Raw genomic sequence first — 18471 nt, forward strand, 5'->3', positions numbered from 1 at the left:
CCGCCTTTTCTATATGTATATGACCTAGGTGCCTTACGAGCGTTCAAAGTCACCTGTGTATCCGAGGCTTCACATGAGTGAGAGGAAGAAGACAAAGGCTTATCTTGGCCTTCCTGCCAATCCATTTTCAGCTGGTCTTCGCGGAAAATGTCCACGGTGCGGGGAAGGGCCATTGTTTCAGGGCCTGCTAAACCTGCGTGTGTCCTGTTCCAGATGCGGTCTTTCCTATGACTTTGCAGATTCTGGAGACGGACCTGCAGTCTTTGTCATTCTCATTCTGGGGTTTATTCTTGTTGGTGGTGTTTTGTTCGTTGAGTTTGCGTACGAACCTCCACTCTGGCTGCATTTGATTATCTGGGCACCCGTGACTGTGGTGTTGAGTGTGACGCTTCTGCGCATACTCAAAGGCCTGTTGATTGCATTGCAGTACAAGAACAATGCAGCGGAAGGAAAGCTTGATGATCGCTGAAAGGGAGATTGGCGATGCTTCATCTGATTCAAAGCCTGCGCGAAAAAACGATGTCGCCTGGCATGAGGAACCTGAACCAGTTCCTGAACACACTCATCGCAACACGAGAAAAAACAAAGATAACACCGTGACAGATGATCAAATGGAACATGACGACACTGATGCTGAGGATGCAGTAGCAAAGCCTGGGTTAGTTGCATTTCTCAAGCGCTATTGGATCTTGCACCTGTGTGCTGCAGTTGGGCTAGCTATTCTAGCCAATCTGAGTTTGTGGCAGTTCAATCGTCTGGATGAAAAGGTGGCGTTGATTGCGCGCGCTGAAGTGCGGGCGACTGAACCTGCTGTTGCAGCGCCCGGCCCGGCAACCTGGGAGGATATGTCGAGCGACGAAATCGACTATATGCCTGTTGAGCTGTCTGGCCAGTTCATTATCGGCGAGCTGTACTACTTTGATACTCTAACCAAGCCGAAAGGCCCACTGGGCGGGCAGGGGTATTTTGTCTACGCACCCTTCATCACGAATGACGGCTGGAACGTTTTGGTCAATCGTGGCTTTGTTCCAATTGATCGTAAAGAGTTCAGCACACGTTTGGGCTCAGCTCCACCGCGTGGGCAAATAACCATAACCGGCCTTGCCCGCAGAGCTGAAGTGGCGAGCATGTTCTCCGCAGAACCAAACCAGAAGACCAATGTGTGGTATGTGCGCGAGCCAAAGGCGATGGCTGAAGCTATGGGATTGCTGCCGGATCAGACCGCACCCTACACGATTGACCTTCAGGAGACAGTGAGCGTTGCTGGTGACCTGCCGCAAGCGGGTGAGACCCGTATGACGTTCTCGAACAATCACCTGCAGTATGCCTTCACATGGGCAGGTCTGGCGCTCACTCTGGTCGGCGTCTACTTTGCCTTCCTGATCAAGGCATGGCTGGATCGAGGCAAGGTCTCTTCTGAGAATGAAGAGGACGATGATGAAGACGACGATGATTTTGATGCGGAAGAGGAAAAACGGAAGGCTGATCGCTTCCGCATGATATCTGACGCAGCACGGCGCAAGCGAAATAAATTTCAGCGATAGACTACAAAAAAGGGGAGCATGGCTCCCCTTAAACGTTCTTGGACAGCTTGCTTTATAGCTGAGAAAGAATGTTCTCAGCAGAGGAGATCGTTGCTTCTCCCGGAGCTTCTTCAATATTCAGAGAAGCCAGCACGCCATCTTTCACGATCATAGAATAGCGCTTGGAGCGGATGCCCATTCCAAAGGCGCTTGCGTCAAGCTCAAGGCCAACTGCCTTGGTAAAATCAGCGCTGCCATCAGCAAGAAAGAGGATCTTGTCATCAGCGCGCGTGTCGCGCGCCCAGGCACCCATAACAAACGCGTCGTTCACCGAAACAACAGCAATTGTTTCAACGCCTTTTGCCTTGATGGCTTCTGCATTGTCGATGAAACCCGGCAGGTGGTTCAGGTGGCAGGTTGGCGTGAAAGCGCCAGGAACTGCGAACAGAACTACGGTTTTGCCGGCGAACAGCTCTTCACTGGTCGCATCCACTGGCCCGTCGGCACTCATGGTTTTGAATGTAACGCTTGGCAGTTTTTCGCCTACTTGAATGACCATGGAAAGTTCCCCCAATTTGCTTTTGCTGATCACAACATAACAGACATCTCAATCAGAGGTCTGCATCTAAAAAGAAACGGGCTTCAGTTGTAGCTGCGAGCTCTCTATTTCGCAAATACAACTAAAGCCCGTAAACAAGCTTATTTCGAAGCGCTGGCCTGAGGAACTGAAACACTTTGCGTTTCCTCAAAAGCACCATCCTTGGTCACCAATGTAAGGCGGAGTTCAATGTCGCTCACATCTTCTGGCAGTCCAATATAGGACATAGTCCAGTGCGCCCTACCTTTTTTCACAGAAGTCAGCTTGGGTACTCCATGATAAGAACCTGCAGGCCCTTCAATGAAGAGCTCCGGCGATTTGTCCTTGGAGGAGATTTTCGCGCTGATGTTTACAGTGCGGTCCTTGCCTTCTCCGGTGATTTTTATCTCTGGAAACAAGCTCGGCATGTCGCCTTGCGTAATTGGAACCTGCGCAAAGGCATCATTGACCAGTTTGTCGGCAACATCATCTTTCATCGTGGCCGCAGGAAAGACGAGAGAGACCTCGGCCTGTCCTGGGATACAAATGTCTTTGCAGATGCCAAAGGTCAGGTTTGCATTCAAAATGGCCGGGCGTCCGTCATCCATGCGCTTAATCAGCAAAGGCAGCAGCACCTTGTCTGAATAGATCAGAGATGTGGAAAATCCGTCAGAGTAAGCCTTCGGCGCAGGGAACATCAGCTCCGCGCTAGCTATATTGACTGAATTAACAAAGCTAGCTTCTGTCGGAATACCGGCTTCACCTGGATATCTCCAGTATGTGTGCCAGCCTTCTTCAAGGCGAAATTCAATCCCGCCGCGATAGAGGCCATCGGTGTTAGGCTCGCTCGCACGTAAAAGGCGAACTGCACCGCCTTGAACAATAACCCATTCAGACACACTTGATGACAAGGCGCTTGAAACAGAGGCGGAGAGCACCGCAGCAGCGATGAGGGTCGATTTGAAGAATCTAGAAATCATAGAGTCTATTTAAACGGTCCCTTTTCAAATTCCCATTAAGATTGCCTCTCAGACAATCAATGATCCGTGAACAATCTCACCTTTTTTCCACTGATCATTGATCACCGGAAAAATCCGTGAGTACCTATAATATAATTGCCTCTACACTGAACTGAGGCAATCCGTTTGAAGCATGAGGAGAGCGCCCCCAACATGTCTGGTGAAAAACCGGGTTACATTGACGGACAATATCTCATTGCCATGCCCACTATGGAGGATGGCCGTTTTGCCCATTCCGTCATCTACGTGTGTGCTCACTCCGAAGAGGGAGCGATGGGGATTGTGCTCAATCAGCCGGCCCCTAACATCACATTTGGGCAACTTTTGGGTCAACTGAATATCGTCGAAGACGAAAATGATGATCCGCTGGCAATCGATATTTCTGAACGCAAAGTCTATCGCGGTGGGCCAGTTGATGCTGGTCGCGGTTTTGTCCTTCATTCAGACGACTATTTTCTGGAGGAGACGAGCCTCAAGATTGAAGACGGCGTTGTCCTAACCGCCACGGTCGAAGTTTTGCGCGCCATCGCAGCAGGCAAAGGCCCTAAGAAGTCATTGTTGGCATTGGGTTATGCTGGCTGGGCGCCAGGACAGCTTGAAACGGAATTACAGGCAAATGGTTGGCTGACGTGTCAAACAGATCCCTCATTGATCTTTGAAGGAGAGGGCGATCAGAAGTGGCACAACGCGCTTGATATTCTTGGGATTGATCCTGGGATGTTGTCCAGCGACATTGGCCACGCATGATCTTACGTGCCTAAACGAGATTTCGCCGTGCAACTTCCTACAATTTCTGCTATTTCCCTGTGCGCACTTGAAACGCAAATGCGACAGTTTTGGGAATCTAATTTCAGATTCCGGCTAAAAACCTGAGAAATACCAATGGGGTATGGCACTAAAATGCCCTGATTCAGGTTGAGCGAGAAGGGATGTAACGGTGAGATATGTAAGTACGCGCGGCGATGCACCAGAACTCAACTTTTCTGAGGTGCTGCTCACGGGGTTGGCACGCGACGGCGGTTTGTATCTACCAAAAGAGTTCCCGCAATTATCTACTGAGGAAATTTCAGGATTTGCTGGAAAGCCTTACAGCGACGTCGCTCTTAAGGTCATCGCCCCGTTCGTTGGCGACTCCATTCCGCATGACGACCTGAAAAAAATGATCGAGGAAGCCTATGCCAGCTTCTCGCATAAGGCTGTCGCGCCGCTCGTCCAAACTGCTCCCAACACCTACGTGCTGGAACTCTTCCACGGCCCGACCCTTGCGTTCAAAGATGTTGCAATGCAGCTACTCGGCCGCTTGATGGATTATGTGCTCACTCAAAAAAGTGCCCGCGCAACCATCGTTGGCGCCACTTCAGGCGACACGGGCGGCGCTGCAATTGAAGCATTCCGTGGCCGCGACCGAACAGACGTCTTCATTCTGTTCCCTGAAGGGCGTGTCTCACCTGTTCAACAGCGCCAGATGACCACCTCCAAGGAAGACAACATTCATGCCCTAGCTGTCAAAGGCAACTTTGATGATTGTCAGGGCATCCTGAAAGACCTCTTCAACGATTTCTCCTTCCGCGAGCGCGTAGGCCTGTCGGGTGTAAACTCCATCAACTGGGCACGCATTGTTGCTCAGGTGGTGTATTACTTCACCTCCGCAGTGTCTCTGGGTGCTCCACATCGCAAAGTGTCCTTCACAGTACCGACTGGCAACTTTGGTGACGTGTTTGCAGGTTATGTGGCAGCTCAGATGGGGCTGCCAATTGAAAAGCTGGTGATCGCGACCAACACCAACGATATTCTGGCCCGTACTCTGGACACAGGCCGCTATGAAATGCGCGGCGTTGTAGCAACCACTGCACCGTCCATGGACATTCAGGTGTCGTCCAATTTCGAGCGTCTGCTGTTTGCTGCAAACGGCGAAGACAGTGCAACTGTTAAAGCTCAGATGGACAGCCTCAAACAGTCCGGTGGCTTCACTCTCTCGGAAAAAGCCCTAGGTTTTATCAAAGAGAAGTTCTCAGCAGGTCGCGCAAGCGAAGAAGAAACAGCTCAGACCATCACGGACACGCTCAAGGAAAGTGGTTATTTGCTTGACCCGCATACCGCGGTCGCGATCCATGTCTCCGAAGAGCACAATGATGGTGTTACCCCGATGATCGTGCTGTCGACAGCACACCCGGCAAAATTCCCAGCGGCAGTAGAAAGTGCATCAGGTATTCATCCTGACCTGCCAGCTCATCTTGCTGACCTGATGGAACGTGAAGAGAAGTTTTCCGTTCTGCCAGCAGATGCGCAGGAAATTGCGAAATTCGTTGAAGGCAATGCACGTGCCGTGAAAGCAGGCGTTTAATGGCGGTCAAACTAACAAAATTAGAAAATGGCCTGACTGTAGTTACTGATCAAATGGAATACCTCAAGACAACAGCTCTTGGGGTATGGGTGAAAGCTGGCTCTCGCTCTGAAGGTGAGCATGAAAACGGCATCACCCACCTTCTGGAGCACATGGCATTCAAGGGCACCAGCAAGCGCAATGCCCGCGAAATTGCAGAGGAAATCGAAGCCGTTGGCGGCGAGATGAATGCCTCCACAAGTGTTGAACATACAAATTACTATGTGCGCACCTTGGCAGATGATGCACCTTTGGGTTTGGATATTCTCTCCGACATCCTTCAGGATTCCATCATTGACCCTGAAGAGCTTGCTCGCGAAAAACACGTAATCCTTCAAGAAATTGGCGCAGCACAAGACATGCCTGATGACCAGGTATTTGATGTGCTTCTGGAAACCGCATGGCCGGACCAGCCACTCGGTCGCCCAATTCTTGGTACGCCTGAAACTGTCACCGGCTTTTCTGCGGATGCCATCCGTCAGTATGTCGCGCGCAAGTACACAGCATCCGATATGGTGCTTGCTGCTGCTGGTGCAGTCGATCATGAAGCGCTCGTAGAACTGGCTGAAGCCAGCTTCTCAAAACTGTCGAATGCTGCACCGGATGAAGACTATGTAGCGCAATATGTCGGCGGTGAAGGCTCCATTGAGCGTGAACTGCAGGAGTTGCAGGTCATCCTCGGTTTTGAAGGCCTGCCATACGAGCATGAAGACTACTATGCTGTGCAGGTGCTTGCCTCGATCCTCGGCGGCGGCATGTCATCGCGCCTCTTCCAGGAAGTGCGCGAAAAGCGCGGTCTATGCTATTCTGTCTATGCCTTCCATTGGGCTTTCGCGGATACCGGCTTCTTTGGTGTTCATGCCGCAACCGGACCGGAAGATGCCGCAGAACTGACCGAAGTGCTGGTGGAACAGCTGAAAGAAATTGCCAAGGGCGTGACCGAAAAGGAAGTGTCCCGCGCCAAAGCGCAGCTGCGATCCGGATTGCTGATGGCATTGGAAAGCCCGGCAGCACGTGCGGGCCAGATCGCCCGTCAGGTGATGATCTACGGTCATCCCGTCGCGCTGGAAGAACTGGAACGCCGCCTCAATGTTGTGTCGGCTGACCGCGTACAGATCTTGGCAGAAAGGCTGTTTGCCTCTGACAACCCTACATATGTGAAGGTTGGACCAAAGGCACCTATGCTAAATTATGCTGAGCTAAAAGAGCGTTTGGCAGGGATCAAAGCATAAGCCTATTGCAATTCAGGTAATGCTTTTTGCATAATGGAGCTCTGATTAAGAGGGGAGAGAAGCTGTGTCATTTTTCAAAACAAGCACATCTCCCCAATCTCTTGCGACATTGACCACAGGCCGACTGTATTTACGTGCGCCATCCATGGCGGATTACGCGCAGTGGTCTGATCTGCGAGCTCAAAGCAGAGCCTTCCTGCAGCCGTGGGAACCCACGTGGCCGGCAGATGATCTGACAAAAGCTGCCTTCCGAAAACGCATCCGGCGTTACAATCGCAACATCCGCGAAGGCTCTCACTACCCGTTTTTTCTGTTCAACCGGGATACCGACGAGTTGATAGGTGGTTTGAACCTTTCCAACGTCCGTCGTGGTGTCGCACAGGCAACCTCGCTTGGGTACTGGATGGGAGCTTCCTTTGCCGGCAATGGCTTTATGAAAGAGGCCGTTCAGCGCGTCTGTTGTTTCTGCTTCAATGATTTACACTTGCACCGCATCGAAGCAGCCTGTCTGCCTTCAAATGAGGTCTCCAGAGCGCTCTTAATGAAGGTTGGATTCTCTGAACTGGGCTTTGCACCCTCGTATTTATTCATAAACGGAATGTGGCAAGACCATATTTTGTTTGGCAAAATCCGGGATTCTGCGCCTATACCAGCCAAAGTCCTGCCACAATCAGAGGCAGATGGGGATAAATTGCCTGTAACACATGCTTGAACCATGAAACTGGCGCCTTGACGATGTAATGATCTTGGCAAGGAATTCAGTTAATTTTTCGTTATCGTGGAGAAGCCGGTGTCAGGGACTTATTGTCAGCGCATGCAGAACGTTATTCAGGCTGTTCTGTTAAGCGCTCTCCTGCTCATTGTGGTTGCGTCACAAGCCTTAGCTTTGGAGGCGATTGTCGTCCCCAAGGACGTTGATGCACTCGATCTGACCAGCTCCGTCGATATCTATCCCAACACCAGCAAAAGCATTCAGGTATCCACCGCTCCAGACTCAGATGGCATCGTCAGACGCATCGAAGTGCGCTCCATTGACGATACTGCCAGCTCTTGGGCTGTGTTCGCGCTCTCCAATCCGGGGGAGGAGCAGATCGACCGCTTGCTTGTTGCACCTTACTACAAGATGACTGGCGGCGGTGTACTGGTGCCGGACCTTGGTCAGCGCCGCATCGTGTCTTTGACACCTAGTCAGGGCATCCCACCAATTCGCGAGCGCAGCACAGAAGCAGATATTTACCGCATCACGCTAGATCCGGGTGCGAATGTGACCTTCATCGCGGAGGTCAACACCCCAAGCCTGCCGGAACTCCGCCTCTGGAAACCAGAAGCTTACAAAGACAACATCAACGCTTACACGCTTTACCGCGGTATCGTACTTGGTATTGCTGGCCTCTTGGCGCTGTTCCTCACTATCTTGTTTGTGGTGAAGGGAACGGTTCTCTTCCCGGCAACTGCGGCTCTGGCATGGGCTGTTCTTGTTTATTTATGTATCGACTTCGGTTTTTGGAATCTCGTCTTCGGGCGAACGCTGGGGGATGATCAGCTTTATCGAGCGGTGGCGGAAATCAGTCTCACAGCCGCGCTTGTGGTCTTCCTTTACGCCTATCTCGGCCTCAGCCGCTGGCACATCCATTATACGCACCTTGCAATCGGCTTGTTCATCACTGTGCTCAGCTTGTTTGGCTTGGCGCTTTGGGATCCAACCATTGCAGCTGGTATCTCCCGTATCCTGATGGGTGGTGTGGCAATCGCTGGCTTCGGTGTCATCCTGATGCTCACCGTTCGTGGGTTCGAACGCGCGATTATGCTGCTGCCGACATGGTTCCTGTTCCTCGCATGGCTGTTCGCTGCGTGGATGGCAACGACAGGCATGTTGCAAAGTGATCTGGTGCAGCCAGCGCTGGCAGGTGGTCTTGTTCTCTTCGTTCTGCTGCTCGGTTTCACCGTCATGCAGCACGCCTTTGCAGGTTCTGGTCTCTCCCACAGTGTGATGAGCGATGTTGAACGCCGAGCTCTTGCGCTGACAGGCTCCGGCGACATCATCTGGGACTGGGACGTCGACCGCGACAAAATCCACACCAGCGGTGGCTTGGAAGAAGCTCTGGGCATCAAGCCAGGTCTTCTGGATGGACCAGCCCGCCTCTGGCTCGAAATTCTGCACCCGCAGGACCGTGACTTGTTCCGCGGCACATTGGACGCCGTGATTGATCATCGTCGTGGCCGCGTTAATCAAGCGTTCCGCCTCCGTGGTGAAGATGGTCATTATCGCTGGTTCAAAATGCGCGCCCGTCCGGTGCTCGGCTCTGATGGTGAAGTGATCCGCTGCGTTGGTACGCTGCTCGACATCACCTCTCAGAAAACCGCTGAAGAGCGCCTGATGCATGATGCTGTGCACGACAATCTGACTGGCCTGCCAAACCGTGAACTGTTTATGGACCGCCTTGTTGCTGCGCTCGCTCGCTCCAGAGCAGAAGGCAATGGCAACCCGACTGTCATCCTGATCGATCTCGACCGCTTTAAGCAAGTCAACGACAGCATCGGTCAGACGGCTGGCGATTCCATGCTGCTCACCGCTGCACGCCGCCTCTCTCGTTTGATCAAACCGCAGGACTCTCTGTCTCGCATTTCAGCAGATACCTTCGCAGTGCTGATGATCTCCGAGCAGGACGCAACACGCATCGCATCCTTTGCAGATGAGCTCCGCAAATCTCTGCGCACACCAGTCACCTTCGGTGATCAGGAAGTGTTCTTGACAGCCTCCATCGGCGCTTCCATCTTTGATGGTGGGCCTGAAAAGGCAACCGACTTGATGCGCGACGCGGAGATCGCACTCAATCACGCCAAGCGCCTCGGCGGTGACCGCATTGAGATCTTCCGCCCAACGCTGAAGCCAGTGGCAAGCAACACGCTCGCGTTGGACAACGATCTACGTTCTGCTCTTGAAAAAGACGAGATCAAGGTTTTCTTCCAGCCAATCGTACGTCTGTCTGACAAGACGACAGCGGGCTTCGAAGCATTGGCGCGCTGGGAACATCCAAGCCGCGGCCTGATCCCACCATCCGAGTTCATTCCAGTTGCTGAACAAAGCGGCCTGATCAACGAGCTTGGCCTGCGTGTGATGGAGAAAGGTGCTCGTCAGCTTGCTCAATGGCAGCGCGAGTTCAAACACGCACTACCGCTGTTTGTCTCCGTCAACATCTCTTCTCGCCAGCTGTTGAAGCCGGACCTCATTAACGACGTGAAAGCAGTTCTGGCACGCACAGCGCTGACACCGGGCTCTTTGAAACTGGAGCTGACTGAATCTCTGGTCATGCAGAATCCGGAATTCTCCGTGCAGGTTCTTGAGCGCCTGAAAGGTCTGGGCGCTGGTCTGTCTCTGGATGATTTCGGTACAGGCTATTCATCCCTGAGCTACCTCCAGCGCTTCCAGTTCGACACCATCAAGATCGATCAGTCCTTCGTCCGTCCTAACGGCCAAAGCGCTCGTCCGGTCATCCTGCGTACCATCGTAGCGCTGGGGCATGACCTTGGTATGGAAGTGGTTGCGGAAGGTGCTGAGACTGAGTCAGATGCACTGGAGCTGTTCCAGCTTGGTTGCGAATACGTGCAGGGTTTCCACTTCGGCCAGCCCATGCGTGCTGCTGAAGCAGGCCGCATGCTCAAAGAGCAGTTCGCCCAGCAGGGCCGCAACAACCAAAGCTGATACGAGCAGGTAAGTTAGAAAGGCTCTGCATGGTTGCAATGGAAAATTGTAACCATGTGGCCTTTGCAGCGGAGCTGGAGAAAAATTGATCTTTCTCCGCCAAGTTTCCACTGAATAACTCTGGCGATGACATACTCGAGGCAATTTTCTAAGAGCATCCATTTGAGCTCTCTTTTCCCTATCTGAGATTATTAGCTGCATGTTTTGTTTTGGTAATGCGTGTCGAAAACTACACGTCGCTTTGGGTTTGTTTCTGGTTACATCCAGTACCCTAACACCGGCAAGCGCCACGCCATCGCTGGTGTTGAACCTCGACACTCAAAAAGTCCTGTACGCTGAAGATGCAGGCGATCCATGGTATCCCGCTTCAACAACCAAGTTGATGACCGCTCTCGTAACCTTTGAGGCTCTTGCCAACAGAGAGGTCGACCTTGAAACGTCAGTGGTGATGTCCCCTTGGGCGATGAGGCAGGACTCATTGAAGTCCGGCTTGGAGGTTGGAAGCGTCATGACACTGCAGGATGCGCTTTTTGCAGTGCTCGTTGGATCAGCCAATGATGTCGCAGTGGCACTGGCTGAAAGTGTTGCGGGGAGTGAAGATGCATTCGCGCAGCGCATGAATGCCACCGCGCAACGTCTTGGGATGACCGCAAGCCACTTTGTCAATGCCAACGGTTTGTTCGAGCCCACTCAGCAAACATCCGCACGTGATCTGGCCATTTTGGCGAGCGAAGTCTATCTGCGCTTCCCTCAATACCGGGACGTGTTCGCCACATCAAAAGTGTTCATTGATGGTGCCGAAATCAAATCTTACAATGAGTTGCTGACACGACTGCCGGGCACAGTCGGCATGAAGACAGGTTTTGTCTGTTCATCTGGCCGCAATATCGTTGCACTTACAGATCGTGGCGGGCAACGCTTTATGGCCGTCGTTCTTGGTGCGACGACGGGGCGGGAGCGCAGCGAAAGAGCAGCTAAACTCCTGACTGAGGCAATGACTGGTGAACTGACACCCAATGGTTTGCAACTGAATGAAATTGCTAACGATCTGCATCGTCAACCTGAAAATATGCGCAAACGGGTGTGTAGCAGCCAAAGTGCAGCCTATGAGGCGCAGCAAAACAAGCGCTATCCGATGGGGATCGGCAGAAACAAGAGTTACCTGAAGGCGGCGGTGAAGCACAAAAGCCATAGCATCCGCACTTGGAAGGCTGCTGTGGGTTTTAGCGGCCCGCTACCCTATCCAAAGCCAAAGTAACTTGTTGCAATGCCTGCCACATGTCAGAGTTTGGCAGGCTTGGAAGTGAACTTGATGCCGGCTTCTTCGCAATGCAGCCAGACGACCTTGCCGCTGAAGGAAAGTTTGCGGGCTGGCACCTGAATTTTCACCGTGTCACCGGACACGAGCTTTCCGGTATTGATCAGCAGCCGACAACCACCGTTGCTGATGTCTTCAATCACGCAGGATCGGTTGAAATTATCCGTAAGCAGAACAGCGGGCCAATGACAGGCATGCCGTTTATAGTCTCGGTTTTCTATTTCTAAAAGTTTCGGACGAGGTATCATGAGACCGCCGACCCTTACATCAATATGCGATAACTAGAATCATTAGTTTGGAAAACTGATATACGCATTATCAATTATATATTGCGCAGATGTTAACGTGCGAGCGGCCTATCGTCTCAGCCTAAGCTATTCATATCATGAAGGAAATTGAGAAAATTTCGGCTCTAAATATGCTGAGCGTACAGGTTGACTGTAACCTGCGGGAAGCACTACGTAAATTTGAGGCTGTAACCATCAAGTGGATTGTGAAAGGGAAGGGCTGTTCTATTTTCCAGAAATAATCGTCAATTCACAGTCGCCAACAGAAACCTCAAGCGGTGTGCCGCCAAATGGCTCTCCGTCGATTTGAACTGCCGCTGCGCGATAGGCATCTATGCGGGCAGTTCTGATTGCCTTGCACTCAATATTACGGGATTTTGCGACGCTGCCAGTAAGTAAGCGGCATGCGTATTTGAAGAGCGCCCACACCCCGTCCTCTTTAAAGACCAGTAGATGCAGTTTCTTCTCCAGAATGGACGCATCAGGCACCACGAGGTGTTTACCAGCGTAGTAGCGGCCATTGGTGATCAAGGCCATAGCGCACTGCAGCTCTTCATCGTCTGCCCGCACTTTAAAGCTGCCTTTGCGGCGCGAAAATGCCAGTTGGGCCGCAATGAAGAGATAAGCAAACCGACCGTAACGTCGCTTCAGACGCAGAGGTACAACATGCACCACTTCTGCATCAAAGCCGGTTGACGTGGAAAGGAAGAAAGGGCGTCCATTGGCAAACCCATTGTGCAGTTTCTTCGTCTTGCCTGCGATGATGGTCTTGGCAATCTCTTGCGGCGTACTCGGCACACTCAGTTCATGAGCAAGTACATTTGCGGTGCCCAACGGAATAATCGCCAGATGCGGTTTCATTCCGCGCCCCAGCAAAGCAGAAGCAGCCTCACTCACAGAGGCATCCCCACCAGCAACAGCCAGAATATCTGTGTTTAGGTCAGGGTCCGTGCAAGTCTCAGCGATCTCGCTTGCACGGCTGGTGAGTTTCAGCTCCACCTTCATCCCGGCGTCTTCAAGGCATTGCACAATCTCTGTGATGTTTTGAAAACGGAAAGATGTCGCGGTCGGATTGGCAAGAATAAGCACACGCTTGGCTTTGCGTGATTTCTTTTTCGCCTCTTCCGGCCGAGAGTGGGGAAGCTGGTTTTCCATAAACCTGACCTTGCCTTCCCGACTTACTTGGATTTCTGAAAGGGTTTCATACCCTTGCGGGCAAGCTCATCAGCACGTTCGTTTTCTTCGTGCCCGGCATGACCTTTGATCCAGTGCCACGCAACATCATGCCGTTGTGCTGCCGTATCCAGCAGTTGCCATAAATCAGCGTTTTTAACGGGTGAGTTGGAAGCAGTCCGCCAGCCCTTGCGCTTCCAGTTATGCATCCACTGCGTAATGCCGTTTTTCACATAGGAACTGTCGGTGTAAAGATCGACGGCACAAGAGCGCTTCAGGGAATCAAGAGCCTGAATGGCTGCCATCAACTCCATGCGGTTGTTGGTTGTATCAGGCTCGCCACCGCACAATTCTTTTTCATGCTCGCCAAAGCGTAGCAGCACGCCCCAGCCACCAGGTCCCGGGTTGCCGGAGCAAGCTCCATCAGTCCATGTCTCAACACGTTTGGTATCGGTCATTTATCCAGCCCGTATGCACTCGCATTGGATACGCCACGATGGAACCTGAGTTTATGCAGGTATTCAAGTGGATCTTTCGGAACAACAAGCGCACCTTCCGGCACAGACAGCCAGTCGTAAAGACGGGTCAGCAGGAAGCGCAGCGCTGCACCACGACACAGCAAAGGTAGGTTGTCGAATTCAAGCTCGCTGAACGGGCGCACACTGCGATAACCTTCCAGCAATGCCCGCGCTTTCGTGACGTTGAACATGCCATCCGGCTCAAAGCACCAGGCATTGATGCAGATTGCCACGTCATAGGCAAAGGCATCATTACAAGCAAAGTAGAAGTCGATCAGACCGGAAAGTTCTTTGCCCAGATAAAACACATTGTCCGGGAATAGGTCAGCATGAATAACACCGTTTGGCAGTTCTTTCGGCCACAGTGCCTGTAGCTCATCCAGTTCCGCAGTCAGCTCTTCTGCAAGGCCAACCTTCACTTCATGCGCACGCTCACGGCTGGCATCCAGCAAAGGTGCCCAACCATCAACACTCAGAGAGTTTGGTCGCTTGATCTCAAAGTCAGCGCCTGCCAGATGCATCCGCGCCATGCCTTTACCGAGCTCCGCGCAATGCACCAGTTGAGGCTTACGAACCCACATACCATCAAGGAATGTAACCATGGCCGCAGGACGTCCCGCAAGCTCGCCAAGCATCTGCCCGTCACGGTCAATAAGCGGAGTAGGGCAGTTCAGGCCATTATTGGCAAGATGCTGCATCAGCCCCAGAAAAAACGGCAAATCATCAGGATTAACGCGTTTTTCGTAGAGCGTCAGGATGTAATAACCCGTCTCCGTATGAACCAGATAGTTGGAGTTCTCGACACCTTCAGCAATGCCCTTGTAAGAGAGCAGATTGCCAATGTTGAAACGGTCGATGAAAGCGCCCAGCTCTTCATCGGAAACATCGGTATATACAGCCATAACTATTCAGCCGGACTTGTTCCGCTAGGCGCGGCAGCGGTCCGTAACTCTTTCGGTAGATTGAATGAAATGTCTTCTTCAGCAGTTGTAACGGTTTCCAGTGTCACATCATAATGCTCACGGAAGGATTCAACAATTTCTTCAACAAGGATTTCAGGGGCAGACGCACCGGCGGTGATACCGATTGTTTTCGCACCTTCAAAATCATCCCAGAAGATCTCGGAGGCTCGCTGAATGAGGAAAGCCTTGTCACAACCTGCTCTCTCACCAACTTCGCGCAGGCGCTTGGAGTTGGAGGAGTTTGGTGCACCAACAACAATCATCGCATCGCACTTAGGTGCAATTTCCTTCACAGCATGCTGGCGATTGGTTGTTGCGTAACAGATGTCATCCTTGTGAGGCTTCGCAATGGTCGGGAAGCGTTCTTCAAGAATTTTGACAATCTCTTCTGTGTCATCAACAGAAAGAGTCGTCTGAGAAATCCACGCCAATTGCCGGTCGGTCTTCGGTTTAAACTGGCGGGCATCCTCTGCTGTCTCAATAAGGGAGACACGTCCACGCGGCAGCTGACCCATGGTGCCAACAACTTCCGGATGGCCTTTATGACCGATCAGCAGAATTTCGCGCTCACGCCTGTCATGCAAAATAGCTTCTTTGTGCACCTTGGAAACCAGCGGACAGGTCGCATCAAGGAAGAACAGATTACGCAGTCGCGCAGCCTCTGGCACAGATTTCGGTACACCGTGTGCAGAAAAAATAACGGGACGGTCGTCTACCGGGATCTCATCTAATTCCTCAACAAAAACAGCACCTTTGTTGCGCAGAGATTCAACCACATACTTATTGTGAACGATCTCGTGGCGCACATAAACAGGGGCACCGTATTTCTCGAGAGCGAGGTCGACGATCTGGATCGCGCGATCAACACCGGCACAAAAGCCACGTGGAGCGCAAAGAAGAATTTTGATCGGTGCCTTTGTGGTCGGCGTAACCTGCATGATGTATTCCTGAGTTTTGACTTTGAGCAATTGAAGGATGTTGACTGCCTCTGTCAAGAAAAAGAGTTTTTAATCGGGCATCAAGGGCTGATTTTCTCCAATATTCAGCCTGTCAGCTTCCTCTACTGTGTTTCAGGTGCCTGATGTATCTCGCCATTTGCGTTTGTGGCTGATATAGAAACAAAAACTGCAGGTAAATTTGGGATTCGTATGGTGGGCAATTTATTGGCAAAATCACTGCTCAAAAACACAGGCCGGGCAATTCTTCTGGCAGCACTTGGTGCTTCACTGGCAGGATGCGGCAGCTTTATGTCATCGGACAACGAGCTGGAAGCTTCCTCTACAAACCCGCCTGCAACTGAGAAGACCTTTGATCTGTCCGTGCTTCAGGCGCCAGCCTTATGCCCCGCCTTGCAAGAGCTTTCAGGAACAACCATCCTGACAGTGTACCCGCGCGGAAAAGAAAAGACGCCTGAGAATCTGAGCTATCAGGCCATCATCAGGGATTGGGCGCGTACTTGTAAAAAGTCCGGTCAGAATTCCGCGATGAAATTGGGCATCGCAGGTAACATTACACCCGGTCCAACTTGGAAAGGAGGCGAAATTTTGCTTCCTGTGCGTGTAGCAGTCACACAAGGTGTGGATGGCGGAGAAAAAACAATCTACTCCAAACTCTTCAGCGTTCCTGTCACTTTAGGGGCCGGATCGCCGTCTGCAACATGGGCATTTGTGGAAGAAAATATTATCCTTCCGAATGAACCGGGACAAAATGTTGTCTTTGGATTCGACGAAAAGTAAAAAATAGGTTAGTAAGTGATTACAGCTTGGCGTCATAGTGTCGCGCCAGCCTTCTTGAATGACACGTTGCAGTCATTCAGGGGGAATACATTCGCCGGTCTGAGGAGGGCTGGCGCGTGATAGAGCTGTGCGGGAGAGAATAAGCCACCCATTGGGTTATCGCCGAAGGAGCAACCGCCCCGGAAACTCTCAGGCAAAAGGACCGCACAGTAAGCAACACTCTGGAAAGCAGTGCCGAGCACGCAATCCTGCTGGATCGCATGTTAAGGCTCTCACCGAAGGAGTAACCATACTGGTTTTTGTAGCTGCCAGCGTGGGAAATCTCTCAGGTTCTCGAGACAGAGGGGGCGTACTCGATCATTCCGCGACTCTGGAATGGTCGTTGATGTGTACGCCACTGTCTGAGGGGACCATATGGCTGAAGCTGCAGACCTGCTAAAAACACCGCTTTTCGATCTTCATGTAGAGCTTGGCGCTAAAATGGTGCCGTTCGCTGGTTATGATATGCCAGTGCAGTTCCCGCTTGGCGTGATGAAAGAACACCTCTTCACACGTGAAAGCGCAGGCCTCTTTGATGTGTCTCACATGGGGCAGGCTTGGCTCGTAGGCCCAGACCATGCAACCACTGCTGCTGCTCTGGAAACACTTGTTCCTTCCAACATGAAGGAACTGAAGCCGGGCAAACAGCGTTACACCGTTCTGCTCAACGACAACGGCTGCATCATTGATGACCTCATGGTCTCTCGTCCTCTGGCGAGCGAAGACGATGGTCGCCTCATGCTCGTCGTAAATGCTGCATGTAAAGACAACGATTATAAAATCATCGCAGCAGCCCTTCCGGAAAACGTAAAGCTTGAGATCGTTGAAGATCGCGCTTTGATCGCAATCCAAGGTCCAAAAGCTGCTGAAGTAATGGCGCTGCACGCACCAGAAGCTGCAGAAATGGGCTTCATGGAAGCGCGTCCTCTGGAATTTGACGGCATCTCCGTTATCGCCTCCCGCTCAGGGTACACTGGCGAAGATGGCTATGAGATTTCCATTCCGGCTGGCGCTGCTGAAGCAGTTGCAAAAGCGCTGCTCGCAGATGAGCGCGTTGAATCCATCGGGCTTGGCGCTCGTGACAGCCTGCGTCTTGAAGCAGGTCTTTGCCTTTATGGTCACGACATCGACGAAAACACCACACCTGTTGAAGGCAATATCACCTTCTGCATGCAGAAGCGCCGCAAAGAAGCAGGTGATTTCCCAGGTGGTGAACGTGTGCTGAAACAGCTGGCTGAAGGCACCGAAAATCTTCGTGTAGGCTTGCTGCTTGAAGGCCGTGCACCAGCACGTGAAGGCGCGGAAATCCGCGTCCCGGGTACAGAAGAAATTATTGGCCGCGTCACATCTGGCGGTTATGGGCCAACTCTCGGCGCACCAGTTGCGATGGGCTATGTCCCGTCTAATCTGGCGGAAATTGGCACAGAATTAGAGCTTGTGGTCCGTGGCCGCGCGCTTCCTGCCAAGGTTGCTGAGATGCCGTTTGTAGCGCAGCGCTACTACCGCAAACCAAAATAATTCCGGTGAGGGCAGCGGGCTGCCCCAATCACATTTCAATCGACAAACGACAGTGTAGGGAACGCTTAAATGAGCACATATTTCACAAAAGACCACGAGTGGCTGAAGGTTGAGGGAGACGTAGTAACCGTCGGTATCACTGAGTTCGCACAGAGCCAGCTGGGCGATGTTGTGTTCGTCGAACTGCCAGAAAACGGCAAAACCGTCGATCAGGACGATGAAGTTGCTGTTGTGGAATCCGTGAAAGCTGCATCTGAAGTATATGCGCCGCTCGATGGTGAGATCGTTGAAGGCAACGAACTGCTCGTTGATGAGCCTGCAAAAGTGAATGAAGACCCAGAAGGCGCTGCATGGTTCTTCAAAATGAAGCTCGGGAATGCTGCACAGCTAGAAGCCCTGATGAGCGAAGCTGACTACAAAGCATTTGTAGAAACGCTTTAAGGCAAAGCGTACTCCCGAAAAGCCCGACCGGTTTTCGGAATA

At 52.0% G+C, this 18471-nt stretch carries 18 protein-coding genes and 1 riboswitch; of the genes, 11 read left to right on the forward strand and 7 right to left on the reverse strand.

What is annotated here, in order from left to right; genetic code table 11:
- Window positions 1-73: 73 nt before the first annotated feature.
- Together PsAD46_RS08005 and PsAD46_RS08010 are read left to right on the forward strand one after the other, a co-directional pair.
- The gene (locus PsAD46_RS08005) at window positions 74-469 is read left to right on the forward strand and encodes a DUF983 domain-containing protein (RefSeq protein ID WP_208981727.1); all 396 of its coding nucleotides are present in this window, start codon (window positions 74-76) and stop codon (window positions 467-469) included.
- Window positions 459-1544 (forward strand): SURF1 family protein, encoded by a 1086-nt coding sequence (locus PsAD46_RS08010; protein WP_063306564.1) that lies wholly within the window; start codon window positions 459-461, stop codon window positions 1542-1544. Before PsAD46_RS08005 ends, PsAD46_RS08010 begins: the two co-directional genes overlap by 11 nt.
- A gap of 52 nt (window positions 1545-1596) precedes the next feature.
- Here PsAD46_RS08010 and PsAD46_RS08015 read toward each other — a convergent pair whose 3' ends face one another.
- Both PsAD46_RS08015 and PsAD46_RS08020 read right to left on the reverse strand, forming a co-directional pair.
- Window positions 1597-2082, reverse strand: coding sequence for a peroxiredoxin (locus tag PsAD46_RS08015; protein ID WP_057462915.1), 486 nt, complete (start codon window positions 2080-2082; stop codon window positions 1597-1599).
- 140 nt (window positions 2083-2222) lie between these two features.
- Window positions 2223-3080 (reverse strand): protein-disulfide reductase DsbD domain-containing protein, encoded by an 858-nt coding sequence (locus PsAD46_RS08020; protein WP_063293736.1) that lies wholly within the window; start codon window positions 3078-3080, stop codon window positions 2223-2225.
- Window positions 3081-3272: 192 nt separating this feature from the next.
- Between PsAD46_RS08020 and PsAD46_RS08025 the strand changes: the two genes are divergently transcribed.
- The 6 genes from PsAD46_RS08025 to PsAD46_RS08050 all read left to right on the forward strand — a co-directional run bounded on the left by PsAD46_RS08025 (window position 3273) and on the right by PsAD46_RS08050 (window position 11695).
- Window positions 3273-3866 carry a YqgE/AlgH family protein gene (locus tag PsAD46_RS08025; RefSeq protein WP_063293737.1) on the forward strand — a complete coding sequence of 198 codons (594 nt, stop codon included), beginning with the start codon at window positions 3273-3275 and terminating at the stop codon, window positions 3864-3866.
- Between the two features lie 190 nt (window positions 3867-4056).
- A complete protein-coding gene (thrC, locus tag PsAD46_RS08030) occupies window positions 4057-5463 on the forward strand; it encodes a threonine synthase (protein ID WP_063293738.1) in 1407 nt (468 codons plus the stop codon).
- Complete coding sequence (locus PsAD46_RS08035; RefSeq protein WP_063293739.1) at window positions 5463-6734, forward strand: pitrilysin family protein; 1272 nt, start codon at window positions 5463-5465, stop codon at window positions 6732-6734. Before thrC ends, PsAD46_RS08035 begins: the two co-directional genes overlap by 1 nt.
- Before the next feature lie 64 nt (window positions 6735-6798).
- Window positions 6799-7446, forward strand: coding sequence for a GNAT family protein (locus PsAD46_RS08040; protein WP_063293740.1), 648 nt, complete (start codon window positions 6799-6801; stop codon window positions 7444-7446).
- Between the two features lie 102 nt (window positions 7447-7548).
- Entirely contained in the window at window positions 7549-10437 is a 2889-nt protein-coding gene (locus PsAD46_RS08045) for an EAL domain-containing protein (RefSeq protein WP_063287212.1), read from the forward strand.
- Between the two features lie 199 nt (window positions 10438-10636).
- Entirely contained in the window at window positions 10637-11695 is a 1059-nt protein-coding gene (locus PsAD46_RS08050; protein WP_063293741.1) for a D-alanyl-D-alanine carboxypeptidase family protein, read from the forward strand.
- A gap of 23 nt (window positions 11696-11718) precedes the next feature.
- On the opposite strand, the gene PsAD46_RS27620 is transcribed toward PsAD46_RS08050, so the two are convergent.
- The 5 genes from PsAD46_RS27620 to ispH form a co-directional block, all read right to left on the reverse strand.
- On the reverse strand, window positions 11719-12003 hold the full coding sequence (locus tag PsAD46_RS27620; protein ID WP_082830975.1) for a PilZ domain-containing protein: 285 nt from the start codon (window positions 12001-12003) through the stop codon (window positions 11719-11721).
- A 264-nt stretch (window positions 12004-12267) separates the two neighbouring features.
- Window positions 12268-13197, reverse strand: coding sequence for a YegS/Rv2252/BmrU family lipid kinase (locus PsAD46_RS08060; protein WP_063293743.1), 930 nt, complete (start codon window positions 13195-13197; stop codon window positions 12268-12270).
- A gap of 23 nt (window positions 13198-13220) precedes the next feature.
- On the reverse strand, window positions 13221-13673 hold the full coding sequence (gene rnhA, locus PsAD46_RS08065) for a ribonuclease HI (RefSeq protein WP_057462906.1): 453 nt from the start codon (window positions 13671-13673) through the stop codon (window positions 13221-13223).
- Window positions 13670-14635 (reverse strand): homoserine kinase, encoded by a 966-nt coding sequence (locus PsAD46_RS08070; RefSeq protein ID WP_057462905.1) that lies wholly within the window; start codon window positions 14633-14635, stop codon window positions 13670-13672. The genes rnhA and PsAD46_RS08070 overlap by 4 nt, the downstream gene beginning before the upstream one ends.
- A 2-nt stretch (window positions 14636-14637) precedes the next feature.
- Window positions 14638-15633: a 4-hydroxy-3-methylbut-2-enyl diphosphate reductase gene (gene ispH, locus PsAD46_RS08075; protein ID WP_193757735.1), complete on the reverse strand. Its 996-nt coding sequence runs from the start codon at window positions 15631-15633 to the stop codon at window positions 14638-14640.
- Window positions 15634-15843: 210 nt separating this feature from the next.
- Here ispH and PsAD46_RS08080 point away from each other — a divergent pair, with 210 nt between their 5' ends.
- The 3 genes from PsAD46_RS08080 (at window position 15844) to gcvH (ending at window position 18429) form a co-directional block, all read left to right on the forward strand.
- Complete coding sequence (locus tag PsAD46_RS08080) at window positions 15844-16431, forward strand: hypothetical protein (protein ID WP_057462917.1); 588 nt, start codon at window positions 15844-15846, stop codon at window positions 16429-16431.
- Between the two features lie 120 nt (window positions 16432-16551).
- Window positions 16552-16646: riboswitch (glycine riboswitch) on the forward strand.
- Window positions 16647-16845: 199 nt separating this feature from the next.
- Window positions 16846-17988, forward strand: coding sequence for a glycine cleavage system aminomethyltransferase GcvT (gcvT, locus tag PsAD46_RS08085; RefSeq protein ID WP_063287218.1), 1143 nt, complete (start codon window positions 16846-16848; stop codon window positions 17986-17988).
- 69 nt (window positions 17989-18057) lie between these two features.
- Window positions 18058-18429 carry a glycine cleavage system protein GcvH gene (gene gcvH / locus PsAD46_RS08090; RefSeq protein ID WP_057462902.1) on the forward strand — a complete coding sequence of 124 codons (372 nt, stop codon included), beginning with the start codon at window positions 18058-18060 and terminating at the stop codon, window positions 18427-18429.
- Window positions 18430-18471: the final 42 nt, after the last annotated feature.

This window comes from Pseudovibrio sp. Ad46, from assembly GCF_001623065.1.
Classification (GTDB): Bacteria; Pseudomonadota; Alphaproteobacteria; order Rhizobiales; family Stappiaceae; genus Pseudovibrio.